This window comes from Pseudomonas sp. SED1 (genome assembly GCF_034044025.1).
Taxonomy (GTDB): Bacteria; Pseudomonadota; Gammaproteobacteria; order Pseudomonadales; family Pseudomonadaceae; genus Aquipseudomonas.
Genome location: NZ_JAXCIS010000013.1, coordinates 21,473 through 38,065, shown reverse-complemented (window position 1 = coordinate 38,065; position 16,593 = coordinate 21,473). Strand labels below are relative to the sequence as shown.

General features: G+C 60.2%; 13 protein-coding genes. 3 read left to right on the top strand and 10 right to left on the bottom strand.

Annotated elements, in window-relative coordinates:
* Window positions 1-22: 22 nt before the first annotated feature.
* Window positions 23-2,491, bottom strand: a complete 2,469-nt coding sequence (locus tag SNL23_RS01700; RefSeq protein WP_318301433.1) for a UvrD-helicase domain-containing protein — start codon at window positions 2,489-2,491, stop codon at window positions 23-25.
* A 218-nt stretch (window positions 2,492-2,709) separates the two neighbouring features.
* On the opposite strand from SNL23_RS01700, the gene SNL23_RS01695 reads away from it, so the two are divergent.
* Window positions 2,710-3,405 (top strand): pirin family protein, encoded by a 696-nt coding sequence (locus SNL23_RS01695; RefSeq protein ID WP_017479706.1) that lies wholly within the window; start codon window positions 2,710-2,712, stop codon window positions 3,403-3,405.
* A 125-nt stretch (window positions 3,406-3,530) separates the two neighbouring features.
* Here the strand turns inward: SNL23_RS01695 and pgm are convergent, their stop codons facing one another.
* The 4 genes from pgm to SNL23_RS01675 form a co-directional block, all read right to left on the bottom strand.
* The gene (gene pgm, locus SNL23_RS01690; protein ID WP_318301432.1) at window positions 3,531-5,177 is read right to left on the bottom strand and encodes a phosphoglucomutase (alpha-D-glucose-1,6-bisphosphate-dependent); all 1,647 of its coding nucleotides are present in this window, start codon (window positions 5,175-5,177) and stop codon (window positions 3,531-3,533) included.
* Between the two features lie 99 nt (window positions 5,178-5,276).
* On the bottom strand, window positions 5,277-6,686 hold the full coding sequence (locus tag SNL23_RS01685) for an aminotransferase-like domain-containing protein (RefSeq protein ID WP_076013526.1): 1,410 nt from the start codon (window positions 6,684-6,686) through the stop codon (window positions 5,277-5,279).
* Window positions 6,687-6,710: 24 nt separating this feature from the next.
* Entirely contained in the window at window positions 6,711-8,132 is a 1,422-nt protein-coding gene (locus SNL23_RS01680; protein ID WP_318301431.1) for a hypothetical protein, read from the bottom strand.
* Between the two features lie 654 nt (window positions 8,133-8,786).
* Window positions 8,787-9,809 (bottom strand): zinc-dependent alcohol dehydrogenase family protein, encoded by a 1,023-nt coding sequence (locus SNL23_RS01675; RefSeq protein ID WP_076013528.1) that lies wholly within the window; start codon window positions 9,807-9,809, stop codon window positions 8,787-8,789.
* A 248-nt stretch (window positions 9,810-10,057) separates the two neighbouring features.
* On the opposite strand from SNL23_RS01675, the gene SNL23_RS01670 reads away from it, so the two are divergent.
* Window positions 10,058-10,972 (top strand): LysR family transcriptional regulator, encoded by a 915-nt coding sequence (locus tag SNL23_RS01670; RefSeq protein WP_003217142.1) that lies wholly within the window; start codon window positions 10,058-10,060, stop codon window positions 10,970-10,972.
* 8 nt (window positions 10,973-10,980) lie between these two features.
* On the opposite strand, the gene SNL23_RS01665 is transcribed toward SNL23_RS01670, so the two are convergent.
* Together SNL23_RS01665 and SNL23_RS01660 are read right to left on the bottom strand one after the other, a co-directional pair.
* Window positions 10,981-11,814 (bottom strand): oxidoreductase, encoded by an 834-nt coding sequence (locus tag SNL23_RS01665; protein WP_318301430.1) that lies wholly within the window; start codon window positions 11,812-11,814, stop codon window positions 10,981-10,983.
* Window positions 11,815-11,905: 91 nt separating this feature from the next.
* The gene (locus SNL23_RS01660; RefSeq protein ID WP_318301429.1) at window positions 11,906-12,829 is read right to left on the bottom strand and encodes a LysR family transcriptional regulator; all 924 of its coding nucleotides are present in this window, start codon (window positions 12,827-12,829) and stop codon (window positions 11,906-11,908) included.
* Between the two features lie 110 nt (window positions 12,830-12,939).
* Here SNL23_RS01660 and SNL23_RS01655 point away from each other — a divergent pair, with 110 nt between their 5' ends.
* Window positions 12,940-13,158, top strand: a complete 219-nt coding sequence (locus tag SNL23_RS01655) for a DUF2790 domain-containing protein (RefSeq protein ID WP_318301428.1) — start codon at window positions 12,940-12,942, stop codon at window positions 13,156-13,158.
* Here the strand turns inward: SNL23_RS01655 and SNL23_RS01650 are convergent.
* From SNL23_RS01650 to SNL23_RS01640, 3 genes are read right to left on the bottom strand one after another with little or no spacing between them, the layout of a single operon-like run.
* Window positions 13,155-14,402 carry an OprD family porin gene (locus SNL23_RS01650; RefSeq protein ID WP_318301427.1) on the bottom strand — a complete coding sequence of 416 codons (1,248 nt, stop codon included), beginning with the start codon at window positions 14,400-14,402 and terminating at the stop codon, window positions 13,155-13,157. The genes SNL23_RS01655 and SNL23_RS01650 overlap by 4 nt on opposite strands.
* A 30-nt stretch (window positions 14,403-14,432) precedes the next feature.
* A complete protein-coding gene (locus SNL23_RS01645) occupies window positions 14,433-15,767 on the bottom strand; it encodes an MFS transporter (protein WP_318301426.1) in 1,335 nt (444 codons plus the stop codon).
* 55 nt (window positions 15,768-15,822) lie between these two features.
* Window positions 15,823-16,584, bottom strand: a complete 762-nt coding sequence (locus SNL23_RS01640) for a 1,6-dihydroxycyclohexa-2,4-diene-1-carboxylate dehydrogenase (RefSeq protein WP_318301425.1) — start codon at window positions 16,582-16,584, stop codon at window positions 15,823-15,825.
* Between the last annotated feature and the right edge of the window lie 9 nt (window positions 16,585-16,593).

The following is a 16,593-nucleotide window of genomic DNA, read 5'->3' as shown; positions in this document are numbered from 1 at the left end:
CCACGTGATTCAACGTCCCCCTTTATGATTTGCTGATGCGCTGATCATCAAAAAACGGCTTGTCCCCGGCAACCCGATCCGAGGCCTTCGGCACATTCACCCCTTGGCCATCCTGCGCGTCGACATACCAGTAGCAATGACTCACTGCCCGGGTAATCCCCACATAGGCCAGGCGCAGTACTTCGTCTTTTTGCGCGCTGTCGTAAGCGTCGGTATCGCCATCCTTGCCCAGGCCCGCCATGCGGTAGACCTGGTTCTTGTACGGCGAACTGGTCAAATGCTGGCAGTCGCCCAGCAGGAATACCGCATCCGCTTGCAGACCCTTGGCGCTGTGATAGGTCAGTTGCTTCAGACGGCGATCGCCATACGGCAAGCTAGAATCCAGATTAACTACAGCCTGAATATGCTCTTGCATCAATGACTTATCGCTACTTTTTCGATACAGCATTAATACCGAATCACCTTTTTGATAGTGCGCCAGCAGTTGCTGGCCCAGCGCCGCATCGTCACGATCACGCATGCTGACCGGCACCAGTTCCTTCGCGGTTCCACTGGCCTTGGCTTTCTTGCCGCTGATGGCCGGAGCAGCACGCACGATGTGCTCGGCAGCATCGATCACGTGCTGATGGCTACGGTAGTTCTCGCCCAGCATCACCCGCGTGGTGGTGGGTGACGGGAATTCCTTGTTGAACTCCATGAAGTACTTTGGCGAACTGCCCCGCCAGCCATAGATCGACTGCCAGTCATCCCCCACGCACAACAGCGAAGAACGCTGGGCGCCACGGCCTACGTGCATGGCCGGGCCACGGCTGCGAATTTCCCGCAGGCTGGCACGGATCCACGAGACGATCTGCGGCGACACGTCCTGGAACTCGTCGATCATCAGGTGCGACATCGGCCGCAGCAGGCTGTCGCTCAGGAGCTTGAGGTTTTCCGGGGTGTTTTCGCCAAACAGCGAGAACATCCGGTTGTAGGTCATGATCGGTGGCGACTGATCCAGCAAGTGATCTTCGAGGGCTTTCCAGAAAATGCTCAGCGCCTCGAAGTAAAAACGGTCTGGATCGTCCTTGGCAAAGCTCATCTTGCCCACGGCGGTGGGCACATCCAGCCCCAGGTTCTCGATAAACCCGGCGGCGGCGACAAAGCTGTCCAGTAGTGGCGCCGAAGCCAGCTCGCCCTTGACCTTGTAATCGAAGCCCGGGCCCGCTGTTGCATCGCCGGCCAAGCTGCTCAGAAGACGCCTGGATGACTCGTAGTTATCAAGCCATATCAGTGGCTTACGGCAGAAAGCTTGAAACAGGGTGCGCTTTACCGCCCACTCTGCACGCACGGACAGCTTGGCGCCGGGACGACTGGTTTGGGCATTTTCCCGAGGGTCGAAGCCCAGCACTACCCAGGCATCCAGCTCGGCAATGTAGCCATGGCAGTGAAACTGCGCACCGTTGATATCGAAGGTCTGGCGATTGGGCTCGATGCCCTTGATCGGCCAGGCGCCGGCGCGAAACCACAGGTCTTCGATCACATCACAGAGTTCTTCATCGCGCTTGGCGGCCAGCTCGGTAACGGCCACGCGTTTCTGCACGTCAGGATGATCCCGCTCAAGCTCCTTGAGTTGCAGGGCGTGGCGCGCCAACGGGGCAATCAGTTCGCGGAAGCGTTCGTGACGGCCATGCAGCTGGTGGTAGCAGGCATTCAGTTGCTGGCGCTGGACGTCGTTGATCCGCAATTCAAAGGGGTTGCTGTCGGCTTCATCAAAACCCGCTTCGGTGCGCGCGTTGAGGTTCTCAAACGCTTGCAGCCGCTCCAGGCCCGGCAGGCTGCGGACCATCGGCAGAATGCGCGAGTGAAAGGTGCGCACCACGGCTTGGGCTTCTTTCATACCAAGGGGTTGACCCCACAAGGCGAGAATTTCCATGAGCTTGTTGATGAAGTCCTTGCGCGATTCGCGGGTGAAGGTCACCACCGTCATCGAGCTCAGCTCAAAGCCCAGGTAATGGGTCAGCAGCAGGATACGCAGCACCAGCGAGGTGGATTTACCGGCGCCGGCGCCGGCAATTACCGAGGTGGACGGCGTGTCGCTGAAGATCATCTTCCACTGGGCCGTGCTCGGCTGGGCATGGGCTGGCAGCAGGCGCGCGACGTCGGCCTTGATACGTTTTTTCAGCTCGGCGGTCAGCGGTAGGCGCCAATCGTCGAACAAGCTGTCGTCGACACCCGGCGCGGTGTGTTCATCCGGCCGGAAGTCACGGATCAGCAAGACCTGGCGGCCTTCTTCGATACCCTCTGCCTTGCCTTCCTTATAGCCATACTCCACGCCGGCCGTGTGGCCACTTCGAAAGCCATCGGCCTGGCCATGCAACCAGGAAAACCGGTGCTGGGCACGCAAGCGCGTCAGGCCATGTCCGAATAATCGGGCGGCGAGCCGTTTCAACAGGGGCATTTCGGCCAGTGGCCGCGGTTCGGGAGGCAGATCGGGGGTGTGTTGCGGCACGCGGACTCCTGCGAGGCTTTAACTCGGACTAGAGCGCTATGTTCGCCGTAAATGCCCCTCAGTTCCAGCCAATTGCTTTGGGCTCATGCAGTTAGGCGATGAAGTGAAGATACGTCTTGAGCATCGGCATCGAAGCATTCGATAGGAATCCTGCATTTTTTACGCTTTTTATCGAATGGATGCTGCTGGATCATGGCTCCCATCCACAGGAGACGATCATGCTTGAACTTCGACCTTTCAATACCCTGGGCGGCGCCAATCACGGTTGGCTGGACGCTCACCACCACTTTTCCTTTGCCGAGTACCACGACCCCAAGCGCATGCACTGGGGCAACCTGCGGGTATGGAACGACGACCTCATTGCACCGGGCACCGGCTTCCCGCAACACCCGCACCGGGACATGGAAATCATCACCTATGTGCGTGAAGGCGCCATCAGCCATGCTGATAACCTGGGCAACAAGGGCCGCACCGAGGCTGGCGATGTCCAGGTGATGAGCGCCGGCACCGGGATTGCCCACAGCGAATACAACCTGGAAGCCACGCCGACCAAGATTTTTCAGATATGGATTATTCCCAATGAGGCGGGTTTGCCGCCGTCGTGGGGCGCCAAGCCGTTTCCGAAGGGTGACCGCGAAGGTTTTGTGACCCTGGCCAGTGGCAAGGCTGGAGACAGCGAAAGCCTGCGCATTCGTGCGGATGCACGCCTGGTGGCAGCCAACTTGAAAGCCGGTGAAAGCGCGGAGTATCGCCTGGACAGCGGACGCCGGGCGTACCTGGTGCCGGCGACCGGAGTGATTGAAGTCAACGGCTTGCGTGCACACGCTCGAGACGGTGTTGCGGTTGAGGATGAGCAGGTATTGCGGGTGACGGCGGTTGAGGACAGTGAGATCGTGTTGGTCGACCTCGCCTGACGCTAAACACCCCTGTAGGAGCGAGCTTGCTCGCGAAAAACTAAAGAGCGCCGCGTGTTTTCAGAAAGCCCGCGTCATCGTTAAAGTCCTTCGCGAGCAAGCTCGCTCCTACAGTTGTTACAGCTCTAGTTAGCCGAGATCGCCCCGTCCACCAACACCTGCGCCTCTTCCACCAGTTGCTTCAGGTGATCCTCGCCAATAAAGCTCTCGGCATAGATCTTGTAGATGTCCTCAGTACCCGATGGCCGTGCGGCAAACCAGCCGTTTTCAGTCATCACTTTCAGCCCGCCAATCGCCTGGTCGTTACCCGGCGCGTGGCTGAGGATCTGCTGGATGCTTTCCCCCGCCAACTGCGTGGACGTCACCTGGTCCGGCGACAGCTTGCCCAGCAAGGCTTTCTGCACGGGGGTGGCCTTGGCGTCCACACGAATGGCGAACGGTTCGCCCAACGCGTCAGTCAGCCCACGGTAGATCTGGCTCGGGTCCTGGCCTTTGCGGGAAGTCATCTCTGCGGCCAGCAGCGCCGGGATCAAGCCATCCTTGTCGGTGCTCCACACGCTGCCGTCCTTACGCAGGAACGAAGCCCCAGCGCTTTCTTCACCGCCAAAACCGAGGGAGCCGTCGAACAGGCCGTCGGCAAACCACTTGAAGCCCACCGGCACTTCGTACAGGCGACGGCCAATGCGATTGGCCACGCGATCAATCAGGCCGCTGCTGACCACGGTCTTGCCCACGGCAGCATCAGCACGCCACTCAGGGCGATTCTGGAACAGGTAATCGATAGACACCGCGAGGTAGTTGTTCGGCGCGAGCAAGCCACCGGATGGCGTCACGATGCCGTGGCGGTCGTGGTCCGGGTCGCAGGCGAAGGCCACGTCGTAACGGTCCTTGAGGCCGATCAAGCCTTGCATGGCGTAGCTGGAGGACGGGTCCATGCGGATCTGGCCGTCCCAGTCGACGCTCATGAAGCGGAAGGTGGAATCGACTTCGGTGTTCACCACGTCCAGGTTCAAGCGATGGTGCTCGGCAATGGCCGACCAGTAGCGCACCCCTGCTCCGCCCAGCGGATCGACGCCCAGGCGCAGGCCCGCGCTGCGGATCGCATCAAAGTCGATGACGTTGACCAAGTCGGCCACGTAGGTGTTGAGGTAGTCGTGACGATGGGTCGTGTCGGCCTTCAAGGCCTGGGCGTGGGTGATGCGCTTGACCCCGGACAGTTTATTGGCCAGCAATTCATTGGCCTTGGCTTCGATCCACTTGGTGATGTGAGTGTCGGCCGGGCCGCCATTCGGCGGGTTGTACTTGTAGCCGCCGCTTTGCGGCGGGTTGTGGGACGGCGTGATCACGATGCCGTCGGCCAGGCCGCTGGTGCGGCCACGGTTGTAGCAAATAATGGCGTGGGAAATCGCCGGTGTCGGGGTGTACTCGTCGCCCTCGGCCAACATCACGTGTACGCCATTGGCGGCCAACACTTCCAGGGCGCTGGCGCCGGCTGGGGTGGACAGCGCGTGGGTGTCCAGGCCGACAAATAACGGGCCGTTGATGCCTTGGGCTTCACGGTAAAGGCAAATAGCCTGGCTGATGGCAAGCACGTGCCATTCGTTGAAGCTCAAGTCGAACGAGCTGCCGCGATGCCCGGAGGTTCCAAAGGCGACGCGCTGGGTGGAGATCGCTGCATCAGGCTGGCCGGTGTAATAGGCCGTTACCAGTCGCGGGATGTCTACCAGCAGTTGAGCTGGTGCCGGCTTGCCCGCAAAAGGACTGAGAGTCATGCATAAACCTCTGAAAGAGAAGGATTCGGAAAAAAGTGCAGTTTACTGAGAGTTGGACTGCTCCGCGACGTTATAAATCCTACAACAATCAGGGAAATTTCATTCGGCGCTGGTCTGTGTCTGCCTCAGCGCCTGAGCCAGCTCACCCAGGGCGTTCTCCAGGTTATGCGCCCCGTCGAAGGTATGGCTCAGCCGCAAATGCTGGCGGTGCAGGCCACTGACGCTGAACAACTCACCCGGCGCGATCACCACCTGCCGGCCGAGCAGGCGCTGGAACACCTGGCGCATGTCCACCGCCGCCGTTGAGCGCAACCAGAAGGTGGCGCCAGCGGCAGGCATTTGGTAGCTCACTTGATCCCCCAGATGCTCGTCCAGGCGCAGGCTCATCAGCCGGGCCTGCTCTTTGAGTTGCGGGCGTAACTCCCGCAGATGCTGGTCGATCCGCCCGCTCAGGTAGAGCCGCGCAATCGCCCGCTGGCGGATAGAGGACAACCGGAACTCGCGCAGCAGGAACAGGCGTTGCAGCTCGCCGCTCAAGTGCCGGGACAGCAAATAACCAAACGGCGCTTCAGGCCCGAGCACTTTCTCGAAGGTGGAAAACACCATCAGCCGCTCGGGGTTCGCCAGGTCCCGCAAGGCAGTGGTTGGCTGCTCGAAGCCCAGTTCGCCATGGCTGTCATTTTCTAACAACCAACAGCCATGCTGGTTCAGCAACCGTACCAAGTGCAGGCGGTCATGAGTGGACAGGACGATGCCTGATGGCTGGCTGATGCCCGAGGAGAGCAACGCCAGTTGAACCGGTTCATTGCTGAGCAATTGCTCGAGCAACCCTTGATCCAGGCCGCCGTCCGCCGTGAACGGTAGTTCCAGGACCTTCACGCCTGCGCCCTGCAACAACCGCAGAATCAACCAGTCACAGGGTGATTCCACAATAACGGCAGCGCCCTTGAGCCCCAGCACCTCAATCAGGATTTCCAGCACTCCGCGCAGATCGGCGCCGATGTACACCTCATCCGCCTGCCAGCAGCGGGTTGGAGACGAGGTGTAGCGTGCCGCGAGTGCCGCGCGCAATTCCCAGACGCCGCACGGCTGCGACCATGGCTGCAAATGGCGCGGGTAGTGACGCAACAGTTCGCGCTCCAACAACAACAACGCACCGTCCAGAGACGCCCCCAGTGCCGGTTCATCGGCGCTGAGCACCAGCATGCCGGGGCGTCGTGCACTGGCATAGAGGCGCTCCAGCAGGTCACCACTGCTACTGGGCGGCTTATTCAACACCGGCCAGGCGTAATAGCCCGACTTGGCCACCGAATAGACCCGCCCTTCCTTCTCCAGCAACGAGTAAGCGTATTGGATGGTCGAGATCGACACATTCAGGCGCTGAGACAATTGCCGCAATGACGGCAATTTTACCCGGGCGTCGGTGCCGACCTCACTGATGAGGTTGATCATGTAGCGATAAACCGCCTGGTAAGCGAAGTCGGTTTGGCTGTCGTCCTTGAGGTTCATCGCTGTTTACCCGTCGTCACCCCCTCAACGCCCTGCCAGTTGGCAGGTTGCCAGGGCGGGCGCTTCTTGCTGCGGCCCTGCGGCCACACACGCAGCCGCTGTGGCAGGCCGCTTGCGATACAGATGTTGCAACAGGTCGATCGGCAATCCGCTGATGTCGATCGCCCATTGCATGAGCATCTCGGCCACCGGCTTGCCTTGCAGCGCCTTGTGCAGCTCGGGGAGTGCCACCAACATGCCGGGGTGGCATTGGCGCAAAAAGCTTTCGAGGCGCTCGCCATGACGGATGAACGGCGAAAACATCAGGCAGTTCAGTTGGTTTTCATCCAGCCCGAACAGCGCCTGGGCGTAGTCGGCCGACAAGGCGCGGCCATCCTGGCTGCCGGCCTGGGCTATCAGCTGCTCGGGAATCTGCTTGCGCCGCATAAACAACGTGGCCTGCTGCACAAAGCCCAAGGCGCCCTCTTCATAGCTCAGTTCCCGCAGGCACTCTGCCTGCAAGCCGCGCAGGTGGGCCATCAGCAATGGGTTCGCGTAGGCTGGATGACTGAAGTGAAAGCCAAACTCTTCCGGCTGATAAGCCAGGAACTGCCGCAACAACGGGCCGGACGGGTATTCGACGGCTTCCATCAGGTCCGCAATGCCGATGTAGGCCAGGGGACGGTCGGTGTCCTTGTCGGACGCATCGACGGCGACATAGTGCTCGCCGTAGACATCGGAGTAATAAGCGCTGCTCCACTCGTCCATGCGCGCGAACAATCCGCTGAGCACCATAGGCTGCCGCGCCGGAACCGCTGCACCCGCCGCCAGCGCAGCCTTTTTCAACCACGCCAGGTACTCGCGTTGCTTGCGTGGGGAATCACCGCTGACCATCGCGTGCACGCCGCCATCCCACGTGCTCACACGCTGATAGAAGTCGCCGAGGGCCAGGTAGGCGTCGTTGCACAGGGTTTGGCGCAGGTCTCCCGAGGTCAGGTGCCCCACCATCAGCATGTTGCGCCGACTGGTATCGCGCGCCGTGGCGGAGGCCGGCCGCAGGTGGTTGAACGGCAACACTTCCTGGTTTTCCACCATCAGCAGTTCCACACGCGGGTCGTCATGCACAAACAGCGCGCTGTAGCCGCGATGCAAGGTGTCCAGCGCCGTTTGCGTCATGCCGGCGTGGCGCAAGGTGGCGACACGTAATTGAAAGGTGCGAGGCGCCCGGCCCGCGAGTGTCAGCTGCGCCGCACGCAGCAAGGTCAAGGCGTAGCTGCTGCCAGCGCCAGCGCCGTGAGCGACCAGCACCTTGTATTCACCGATCCGCTCCATGCCGCCTGCCGCCACCACGATTCTTTGAATCAATAATTGAAGCGAGGTGCGTTCTGTTCGAGAAAAATGTCCAACCAAGCGTTGTAATACTTGTTGATAGACATAGTTCATGGCTTGTTCGTGAATAGCGCTCATAGTTCTACTACCTGAGTTGAAATATCAGTGTCGGGCAACCGTTAACTAACGGTGTTTGCCTGACTGTTGTTTCTGTAGGGGCGTTGCAACATGTGACATTCAATGGAGATTAGCACCGCACCATGCCTGCCAATGGGCGCTTCGGGGCTTCCAGTCCCGGAAACGCGGCACGCTTCGAGTCGGCGGTGCTAACACCGGCGGTCTTAGGATTGTTCTGACAACTTCCTACACCGTCTTAACTTACAAACTAAAGAAGCATCTGACGCAACCAACTTAAATAGTGGTTTTTCGCCTGAGCGGGCATACAGCGCTTTATTGGATTTAATGAACGCATGGGGTGACTTCAGATATTCAATCATTGCTCAATCCTTGAGATGAAAGTGAGGGAGCAATTATCAGCGCTTGAATCCTGATTAACAGATACAGAACCGGGCCTGAAACCAGTTCAGATGAGCGCAGGCATCGGGTATCGACCCCCCAGACACGACAACGCCGCACTGGGATTCAGGGCGGCGTGAGGGGCAGCAAGGTGATTTATCGGGCTAAAACGCTGAAGTCCCGATTAAAACGGTGGGCAGGTTAAATCCTGTCAAATGGCGCATTTGCCCCATGCGCCCGGGGGAAGGAATACTCGCTTGAGAATATTCCCACAGATCAAACAGCTTCTACCTGCAAGGCGACGCGCTCACGGCACGGACATTCGTCCATATAACGGTGCGCTTCAACGAACTGGCTGAACGGAAACACCGTGGTCTTCAGCGGTACCAGCACCTTGTCGGCGGTCAGTTGGTTGATGTCACGCAAGGCTCGCTGCAAGGCCACCTGGTCCTGGATGATGCCCAGTTCCGGTTTGCCGGTGAAGTTGCCGATGCAGTGCACAAAGAACTGAATGTTCTTCTGGAACGCCGCGCAGGCCGGAAATGGCGTCTGGTTGCCACCTTGTAGGCCGTACAGCACCAGGCTGCCACGGGGCGCCAACACATCGCCCAGCAGCGACATCTGCGGGCCACCCAAACCATCGAACACCACGTCAACGCCGCGGTTGTCGGTGAACTTGTTGATTTGCATCAGCAGGTCCTGCTCTTCGGTGACGATGACCTTTTCTGCCCCGAGGGACAGCAGGTATTCGCGCTCATCACTGGTCTTGGTGGCGGCAATCACCCGCACACCGAGGGCTTTACCCAGTTGCACAAACGATGGGCCGGCACAGTGGCTGGCGTCCGTCACCAGGGCAAACTGCCCGGGTTTGACCCGCGCCAAGTCCATGTACGCAAAGTACGCAATCAGCAGCGGCGTGTAGTGCACGCTGGCTTCAATCGGGCTCAAGACGTCCGGGTAACGGGTCAAGGCCGAACGGGGCAGGACGATTTGTTCGCCATACACCGGGTAATCATTCGGGCTCTCGGCCGGGAAGCTGGCGACCTTGTCACCCACCGCCAGGTCGTCGACACCCTCGCCTACGGCCACAACCACACCGGCCATTTCATGGCCCAGGCCTGATGGCAGACGGGCATGGGACGACGCCAGGTTCTGGCGCCACAGAATGTCGTACCAACTGATGCCAATCGCTTCGACGCGCACCTGCACTTCGCCCGATGCGGGCTTAGCGGCTGCATGCTCTTCGCATTTGAGCACCTCGGCCGGACCAAACTTGTGAAAACGGATCGTGCGGGACATCGCAAACCTCGTCAAAGTAACCTCTATTGCCATGAACTCTATCTGGGCTTTCGGAGCAAGGCCACCGGTCGCCATTAATAGTCGACATGCCTGTCATTGATTCCGCACATACGGAAAACGCACCAAGCCATGTAGGAAAACTGAATTAGCCGGTGCAGAGTACCAGCCTTTCCCCGTAAGATTCATGCCGGTCATTGTTCTTATATGACCGCTCCCGTCAAGTTTACTGACGCCGCCTGGGACACAAGATGAACCGTAACGACCTGCGTCGTGTCGACCTCAACCTGTTGATCGTATTCGAAACCTTGATGCATGAGCGCAGTGTGACCCGCGCTGCCGAGAAATTGTTCCTTGGCCAACCGGCCATCAGCGCGGCGTTGTCACGCCTGCGCGGCCTGTTCGACGACCCGTTGTTCGTGCGTACCGGGCGCAGCATGGAGCCTTCGGCCCGTGCGGTCGAAATCTTCGCCCTGCTCTCCCCGGCCCTGGACTCGATTTCCACGGCCGTCAGCCGCGCATCGGAGTTCGACCCGGCCACCAGCACCGCCGTATTCCGCATCGGCCTGTCGGACGACGTCGAATTCGCCCTGCTGCCACTGCTGCTCAAGCGCCTGCGGGCCGAAGCCCCCGGCATCGTGCTGGTGGTGCGCCGCGTCAACTACATCCTGATGCCCGGGCTGCTGGCCTCCGGGGAAATCTCCATCGGCGTGAGCTACACCACCGATTTGCCGGCCAACGCCAAGCGCAAGGTCCTGCGCCGCAGCAAGCCGATGCTGCTGCGGGCCGACAGCATGCCTGGGTCCATGAGCCTGGATGACTTTTGCGCCCGGCCCCATGCCCTGGTGTCGTTTGCCGGGGATTTGAGCGGGTTTCTGGATGAAGAGCTGGAGAAGCTTGGCCGCAAGCGCCATGTGGTGCTGGCGGTGCCGCAATTCAATGGACTGGGGACGTTGCTGGCGGGTACCGATATTGTCGCGACCGTGCCGGACTATGCCGCTGAGGCGTTGACGTCAGCGGGTGGCTTACGGGCTGAGGAGCCGCCGTTGCCAGTGCGTACGTTTGAATTGCACATGGCGTGGCGTGGGTCTCAGGACAATGATCCGGGGGAACGGTGGTTGCGGTCGCGGATTCAGATGTTCTTTGGGGATCCGGACAGCCTCTGACCCATGACTTAACCATCCGTAGAACGTGTCACAGCTTCCCACTGATCGATATCCCGCAGGGATTGCCGCAGTTTTTCCCGCACATAACCCAGCGCATCACTGCCCAGCAGCAAATGCGCCGGTGGGTGGTCGCTGGCAATCAGCGTCAACATCGCCTGCGCGGCTTTTTGTGGGTCACCCAATTGATGGCCGCTTTTTTCTTCCCGCGCCTTGCGCACCGGATCAAAGCTCGCATCGTAGTCGGCAATGCTGCGTGGCGTACGCTGCATGGACCGCCCGGCCCAATCGGTACGAAACGAACCCGGCGCCAAGGCCGTGACAAAGATGTTGAACGGCCGGAGTTCTTTGCTCAGGGTGTCGGAGATGCCTTCCAGCGCGAACTTGCTCCCGCAGTAGTAGGCGATACCCGGCATGGTGATCGTGCCGCCCATGGACGTGATGTTGATGATGTGCCCACGGCGGCGCTGGCGGAAGTACGGCACGAAGGCCTTGGTCACGGCAACGGCGCCGAACACATTGACGTCGAACTGACGGCGCATGTCCTCCAGCGGCGACTCTTCAAAAATCCCCTCATGGCCGTAACCCGCATTGTTCACCAGGACGTCCACCGGGCCGAAGCGGGTCTCCACCTCGGCGACGACGCTGTCGATCCGCTCAAAGTCCGTGACGTCCAGAATTACGCCATGGGCGCGTTCCGCCGATAACGCTTCGAACGCCTGCAGGGCCGTCTCATTGCGCACAGTCCCGATGACTCGGTGGCCGGCAGCCAACGCCTCTGCTGCCAGCGCTTTGCCAAAGCCGCTGCTGATGCCGGTGATGAACAGTGTTTTTTGAGTACTCATGAAAAATGGCTCTCGGTGGATGTGCCCCCATGGTAGTCAGGTAAGCACTGTCGACCTATGCCGGTAACTCTATGAGGTTTGCCTATTCCTATTAGCCTCGGGGAGGCTCAATCACGTTCACCTGCTCCGCCAGCAACACCGGCAATTGCAGCTGCAAAAACGCGACCCACGTGCGCACCTTGGCATCCAAAAAACGCCTCGACGGATACACCGCGAAAATGCTGCGCTCCCTTAGCCGATAGTCGGGCAACAGCCGTACCAGCGAACCTTCCCGCAGTGCCGCGCTTGCACTGAAAAACGGCAACAAACTGACGCCCATTCCTTCCTGCGTCGCCTTGACCATCGCATCCGCCACGTTGGTCCTGAAGGTGTCCCCCGGCGCAATCGCAACCTCGCCCTCTTCACCTTTGAACACCCAGACATCCTCCTGGAAATCCTGAAGGTGCAAGCGTCGGTGCTGCACCAGTTGCTGCGGACTCTCGGGCACGCCGTATCTGGCCAGATACCCCGGCGCCGCACACAGTACGCTGAACAACTGCCCCACCGTCTGGCTCACCAGCGCTGAATCCGGCAACGAATGGGCGATGGAGATCACCACGTCGTGGCCCTCTTCCAGCGGGTCCGGGTTGTGCTGTGACAGGGTCAGCTCGATGGACACGTCCGGGTATTGCTCGCTGTAGCGGGCAATCAACGGGGTGATCAGCACGCCAAGCCCGCTCATACAATGCAGCCGCAACCGCCCGCGCGGGTTGAGGTGTGCGCCGCTGGCCTCCGCGGTGGCTTCCCTCACGTCCTCAAGAATGTCGCGACAGCGCAGCAGGAACCGCTCGCCTGAGTCGGTAAGGCTCAGGCGTCGGGTGGTGCGTTGCAACAGGCGGGTCTCAAGGTGTTTTTCCAGCTCGGCGATCAACCGCGACACGTGTGCGCCGGACATGTCCAGAGCCTCGGCCGCCGCAGCAAAGCTGCCTGTGTCGACAACCCGGGCAAACACCTGCATGCCATTGAGCAGATCCATCAGTGTTGCCCCTCGATTGCTACCTGATACGTACGAGTCATTCACCTGTTCCTGTCTTTATCCCGCTGTGGCAATCACTAAAATGAACCCTACTCACAGAGGGACTCATCATGAATATCAAATGGCTCAGCTTGATCCTGCTCTTCAGCGCTACCGGCGCTATGGCGGCCGGCAGCAGTGAAGCGCCGGATATCCAGCGCATTGTTTCACTCACACCCGTGCCCGGCAGTTGCCAGGTAGAACCGGCGACGATGGTTTATCTCGACAGCCAGGGCGTCAGCCACACCGTCAACTACCAGGTCATGGGTACGTGCCAGGGCGGGGTTTAAAGCAGCTTCCAGGTGTAACTGAGGATCAGCCGGTTCTCATCGATATCGCTGCGGTAGTTTGAACGGGCCATGACGTTACGCACCCGGATGCCCAGGCCGCTCAGCGTGCCGCTTTGCACCACATAGCCGATATCCAGGTCGCGCTCACGATCCTTGCCTTCGTAACCGGCGCCGGTCGTCACGTTATTACCGGAGATATAGCGCACGGTGGTGGTCAGCCCCGGAATGCCCAACGCCGCGAAGTCGTAGTCGTACCGCGCTTGCCAGGAGCGTTCGTCGGTGTAGGCGAACTCGTAGGTGGGCACCTCGTTGCCCAGTGGCGAAATGTTGGCGAAGACCCGTGGGAACGCACTGTCGCCGTACATGGCTTGATAGCCGACGTAGAAGATATGGCCGCCATGCTTGGCCGACAGCAGCGAGAAAAACGCCTGGTTGTCGATCTTGCCGAGCAGTTTGTCGCCGTCTTCCCGGGCATCGTAGTAGCCGAGGTTGGCGCCGAGTATCCAGTCGCCCATCGGCTTGCTGTGCTTGAGACCCACAAAGTCCTGGCGGTAGATGTCCTTGAGTTGGCCATGCCAGTAGCTGACGCTGGTGCGGTTGGTGTTGAAGGCGTAGTCGCCGCCGACATAGTTGAACGCATCACTTTCTGCGCCGCGTTGCGGCACGTGGCCAAGCATGGCGATCATCTTCTCGTCGCCGGCTTCGTTGCGCAGGCTGGTGGTGGTCAAGTGCCCGGCCTGTAGCGTCAGGCCGGCGATTTCGCCGGAGCTGACACTCACGCCCTGGTAGCTGGGCGGCAACAGGCGAATGTCACTGAAGGCCAATACCGGCAGGTTGGGTTGCAGCTCGCCAACCTTCAATTCGGTTTTGGAGAGTTTCGCCTTGAAGGTCAGGCCCAAACGGCTGTAGTCGTCCGGGGCACTGCCATCGCCCTTGACCGGGAGCAAGCCGGTATTGGTCCGGTCCGAGCTGCTGTCGAGTTTGAGCCCCAGGGTGCCTAGGGCATCCAAACCAAAACCCACGGGCCCCGGGGTATAGCCGGATTTGTAGGTCAGGATAAAACCCTGGCCCCACTCCTGCGCCTTTGATTGCTTGTTGGCGCCCACGATGTCCGAAAAGTCGCGGCTGAAATAGTAATTGCGGGCCTGCAAGGTGGCTGTGGAGTCTGCGAAAAAACCACCCTCAGCCGCCGTCGCCGCAAGGGGCATGCCCAACAGGGACAGCCAGATACGTTGTGTATTCATGTCGTTGCTCTTAGTTATTGTTATCGACAGTTATTGCGCCGGGGCGGCGACCACCTCTGGCCGGCCTCGACGTTCATTCAGGGCGTACCCCGTCATCGCCAGCACCGCGATAGCCCCAGGAATGGCAAAGGCCATGAAGTTCAGGTGCAGGGGCAACTCAATGCCCATCAGTGCGCCGCCCAACAGCGGACCTACGATGGCGCCCGTGCGGCCAATACCGGAAGCCCAGCCGAGGCCAGTGGCTCGAATGTTCAAGCCATAGAGTTGTGCGGCACCGGCGTACAGCAGGATCTGTGTGCCGATGGTGGTGGCGCCCGCAAAAAAGATCAGCAGATACAAGACCGGCATCGGGCTATTGATCCCCAGCAGGCTGATGGAAACCAGCGCGGCGATGAAGAAGCCGATCACCACCTTCACCAGGTTAAGCCGGTCACACAGCCAACCGCCGACGAGCGCCCCGGCAATGCCACCAAAGTTCAGCGCCAGCAGGAAGGACAGGCTCGACCCCAGGCTGTAACCGGCGCCCGCCATCAGCTTGGGCAGCCAGGAACTCAAGGCGTAAACCATCAACAGGCAGCAGAAAAACGCGACCCAGATCGCCGCCGTCCTCAAGCCCAGGCCATGGCGGAACAATTCCATCACGGAGGCACCTTTGCCTTTTCCGGTGCTGATGTGCAGCTCATCTTCCGGGTTGATCGAAATGTGCGGCGACAGGCGCTTGAGCAGCGCACGCGCCTGCTCCTGTCGGCCCTGACGGATAAGGAACCCGATGGATTCGGGCAGCCAATACACAATCAATGGCATGAGCAGCAGCGGGATGGCCGCCGCGAAGAACATGGACGGCCAACCGAAACGCGGCAACATGAAAATCCCGACCCCGGCCGAGAGCATGCCGCCCAGCGAATAACCGCCGAACATCACCGCCATCAGGATGCTGCGCATTTTCTTCGGCGCGTATTCAGTAATCAGTGCGGCGGCATTGGGCATCAGCCCGCCGCAGCCAAGCCCGGCGATAAACCGGCAAATACCAAATTCAGTCGGGCTGCTGGCAAAACCGTTAATCACCGTGGCGACGCTGAACAACGCAAAGCAGATGGCGATGCCTTTGCGGCGACCAAACTTGTCCGCCAGGCTACCGAAGATCAGCGCTCCGAACATCATGCCAAACAGCGCGTAACTGCCCAGCGCGCCGGCCTGTAAGGGCGTCAGCCCCCATTCCGTCATGATCGATGGCAAGACCACGCCATAGATAAACAAGTCATACCCGTCAAAGATCAACAGCAAGGCACACAGGCTGACTACCAACCAGTGGAAACGGTTGAAACGGGCGTTGTCGATAATCGAATTAACGTCATGGGTACGCATGGCAATGCTCTCTTTATTGTTGTTGTGAGTCAGTGTCTGCAGGTACAGCGATGGGTCAGCCGAGGTCGCCGCCTCCTACCGGCAAGGTCACGCCCGTGATGTAAGAAGCCTCATCGGAGGCGAGAAACAGGATCGCGCCGGCTTGTTCGTCGATGCTGCCGTAGCGCTTCATCGGGCTGCTGTCGAGGGTCTGGTCGACAATCTGTTGGTACCAGACGCGCTCTTGGTCGCTCTGGGGCTGGCTGTTGCGCGGGATCCGGCGCGGTGGTGCTTCGGTGCCACCCGGCGCGGTGGCATTGACCCGAATGCCGCTGCCGGCGGTCTCCAGGGCCAGGCATGCGGTCAGGGCGTTCACGCCGCCCTTGGCCGCGCCATACGGCACGCGGTTCACCCCACGGGTGGCGACGGACGAAACATTGACGATGGCACCACTGCCCTGCTCCAGCATGTAGGGCAACACGCAATGGCAGCACCACAACGTGGGGAACAGCGAACGACGCACTTCAGCCTCGATTTCGTTCTCGGCGTAATGTTCGAACGGCTTGGCCCAGATGGTCCCGCCGACGTTATTGACCAAAATGTCGATACGCTCGAATCGCGCCTTGGCGGCGGCCATCACGCGCGCGCATTCGGCGTGCTGTTCAAGGTCGGCAGTGAGGACCAGCGCCCGCTCATGCTGCAACTCATGCACGAGCTCCGAGCGGTCGACCGCCACCAGCCAGGCGCCCTCTTCCAGCAAACGCTCGGCGACACGCCGGCCGATGCCCTGGGCGGCGCCGGTCACCAGCGCGACTTTGGTGTTGAAACGTGGGTTCATGGGGCTTTC